Annotated in this window: 2 protein-coding genes; both read right to left on the bottom strand. The window is 73.7% G+C overall.

Going from position 1 to position 2,776, the window contains the following annotated elements:
* Positions 1 to 229 precede the first annotated feature (229 nt).
* Positions 230 to 922: a DUF402 domain-containing protein gene (locus HW445_RS25470; RefSeq protein ID WP_180223253.1), complete on the bottom strand. Its 693-nt coding sequence runs from the start codon at positions 920 to 922 to the stop codon at positions 230 to 232.
* A gap of 149 nt (positions 923 to 1,071) precedes the next feature.
* The gene (locus HW445_RS25465) at positions 1,072 to 2,505 is read right to left on the bottom strand and encodes an aspartate ammonia-lyase (protein WP_180223252.1); all 1,434 of its coding nucleotides are present in this window, start codon (positions 2,503 to 2,505) and stop codon (positions 1,072 to 1,074) included.
* Positions 2,506 to 2,776: the final 271 nt, after the last annotated feature.

Below are 2,776 nucleotides of genomic sequence, written 5' to 3'. Positions count from 1 at the left end.
GTCGGGTGTGGGGTGCTCCGTCACGCGTGTCGAATCCATCCGTCCGGGGCCGCCAAAGGCCAATCCCGTGCTCGCCGGCCACGCCGGCGCCGCCCTCGCGAACCGCTCTCCCTGTCCTCGCGCACCGGCCCGACGTGTCGTCAAACCCGTTTCGACCAGCCGCCGTTGACCGCCGGGCGCGTTCCGGAGGACGATCCTACGGTTCTGCTCCCAGGGCGCATCAAGGGTCTCACGAGGAGAGGTGCGCGGGCGTGCGGTCCCAGTCATCCGGCAGGGACGGCACCGACCAGGCCGGGTCGGGCCGCCAGTGCTCCCAGCCGTCGGAGAAGGGCGGGCCCCAGGCCCGGACGACCTCCACCGCCTGCCGTCCGGCCTCCCGGACCCCGGCGGCGGTCCCGGCGTCCATCAGCCCGACCCGCTGCGCCTCGGCGAACTCGTCCTCGTCGCGCCAGTCCCAGCCCCGGTCCGGGTACACCACCACGTCCAGGAAGTGGTCCTCGGAGTCCACACCGCCCGCCCACCGGGCCAGCGGCTCCTCCAGGTTGACGTACCAGTTCTTGAACCGCCAGCCCGATTCCCAGAACAGCCACACCGACCACGGCCGCCCGGGCTGCGCCAGCTTCAGCACCCCGGTCCCGAACCATCTGTCCCGGCGCGCCCTGCGGGGCTTGGTGTAGCGCGACTCCAGCGGTTCCTGATGGATCGGCGTGCCGTCCGCGAGCACCGGCCGCACGCACTCGGTCCCGGGGGCCAGCCACACCGCCAGCAGGTCGGCGTCGTCGCGGACGACGGTGACGGGGCGGCAGATGTGGAAGCCGGCCCCGGCGTTCTCCCGGTACCGCCACAGGATGTGACTGCCGGGGGCCCAGTACTCCGTCGCCCCGCTTCCGCCCCGCCGCCGCGCTCCGCAGTCTGCTGTCATGCCGTGATCCTAGGCGCCGGTCCGGGCGCGCCGCTGCGGCACGCGTCACGCGCGCCGCGGCGGCGCGGTGCCGGCACGGCGACGGCGCGGTCCCCGTGCGGCAACGGTCCCCGTGCGGCAACGGTCGCCGTGCGGCAACGGGCCCTGGGCTAGGGGCGGGTCATCCGCAGGACGTCCAGCGCCTCGTCCAGTTGCTCCAGGGTGAGGTCCCCGCGCTCCACGTAGCCGCACTCCAGCACCACCTGGCGGATGGTGCGGCGTTCCGCCAGCGCCCGCTTCGCCACCTTGGCGGCCTCCTCGTACCCGATGTAGCGGTTGAGCGGGGTGACCACCGACGGGGAGGACTCGGCGTACTCCAGGGCCCTCTCGCGGTGCGCGACGATCCCGTCCACCGTGCGGTCGGCCAGCAGCCGGGAGGCGTTGGCGAGCAGCCGCACCGACTCCAGCACGTTCTTGGCGATCACCGGCAGCATCACGTTCAGCTCGAAGTTGCCCGCCGCGCCCGCCCAGGCCACCGTGGCGTCGTTGCCGATCACCTGCGCCGCCACCATCAGCACCGCCTCCGGCACCACCGGGTTGACCTTGCCCGGCATGATCGACGAGCCGGGCTGGAGGTCGGGCAGGCTGATCTCGGCCAGGCCGGTGCGGGGCCCGGAGGACATCCAGCGCAGGTCGTTGCAGATCTTGGTCAGGCCGACCGCGACGGTGCGCAGCTGCCCGCTGGTCTCCACCACGCCGTCCCGGGCGCTCTGCGCCTCGAAGTGGTCCCGCGCCTCGGTGAGCGGCAGCCCGGTGTCCCGCGCCACCTCGGCGATCACCGCCGCGGAGAAACCGGGCGGGGTGTTGATGCCGGTGCCCACCGCCGTGCCGCCCAGCGGGAGTTCCGCCAGCCGCGGCAGCGAGGCCTCCAGCCGCTCCACGCCGTACCGGATCTGCGCCGCGTAGCCGCCGAACTCCTGCCCGAGGGTCACCGGGGTGGCGTCCATCAGGTGGGTCCGGCCCGCCTTCACCGCGTCGGCGAACTCCTCGGCCTTGCGCTCCAGCGCCGCCGCCAGGTGCTCCAGCGCCGGGATCAGGTCCCGGGTGACCGCCGCCGTGGCCGCGATGTGCAGGGACGACGGGAAGACGTCGTTCGAGGACTGGGAGGCGTTCACGTGGTCGTTGGGGTGGACGTCCCGGCCGAGCCGCTCGCTCGCCAGGGTGGCGAGCACCTCGTTCATGTTCATGTTGGACGAGGTGCCGGAGCCCGTCTGGAAGACGTCGACCGGGAAGTGGTCGTCCCACCGCCCTTCGGCGACCTCGGCCGCCGCCGCGCGGACCGCCTCCGCGATCCGGCCGTCCAGCACGCCCAGTTCGGCGTTGACCTTGGCGGCGGCGCCCTTGATGCGGGCCAGCGCCTCGATGTGGGCGCGCTCCAGGCGCTGCCCCGACAGGGGGAAGTTCTCCACCGCGCGCTGGGTCTGCGCCCGCCACCGCGCCGTGGCGGGGACCCGCACCTCACCCATCGAGTCGTGCTCGACCCGCCACCGCCCGGCCTCCCCGGTCCCGTCCACCGCGGCTTCCCGTTCCGTCCCGCTCGTCATCGTCGTCCCTCTCCTCGTCCGCCTCATCGGGTTCCGCCCGGCCGGAGCGCCGGCCGGTCCGCCGCACGCATCCCCTCCAACCGGTTGACCGGTTCGTCCTCTTCCCAACCCCGCCTACCCGCCAGTACACACCCAGGGGGACATCCGATCGGGACATCGGACCATTCAGGAGGCGACGTGCGACGCACAGGACCCAGGACCGGGCGCGGCCGCGGCCCGCGCACCAGGTGGAACATCGGACCGGGCATCAGACGGACGGGGGCGGTCGTCG

It is taken from the genome of Streptomyces sp. UH6, from assembly GCF_013421635.1.
In the GTDB taxonomy this organism is placed as follows: Bacteria; Actinomycetota; Actinomycetes; order Streptomycetales; family Streptomycetaceae; genus Streptomyces; species Streptomyces abyssomicinicus.
Note: the sequence above shows the minus strand (reverse complement) of the source record. Positions and strands in the feature narration are given on the sequence as shown.

Excerpts from the sequence above, each read along its gene's own strand:
- HW445_RS25465 (WP_180223252.1), bottom strand. The coding sequence starts at position 2,505 with ATGACGAGCGGGACGGAACGGGAAGCCGCGGTGGACGGGACCGGGGAG.
- HW445_RS25470 (WP_180223253.1), bottom strand. The coding sequence starts at position 922 with ATGACAGCAGACTGCGGAGCGCGGCGGCGGGGCGGAAGCGGGGCGACG.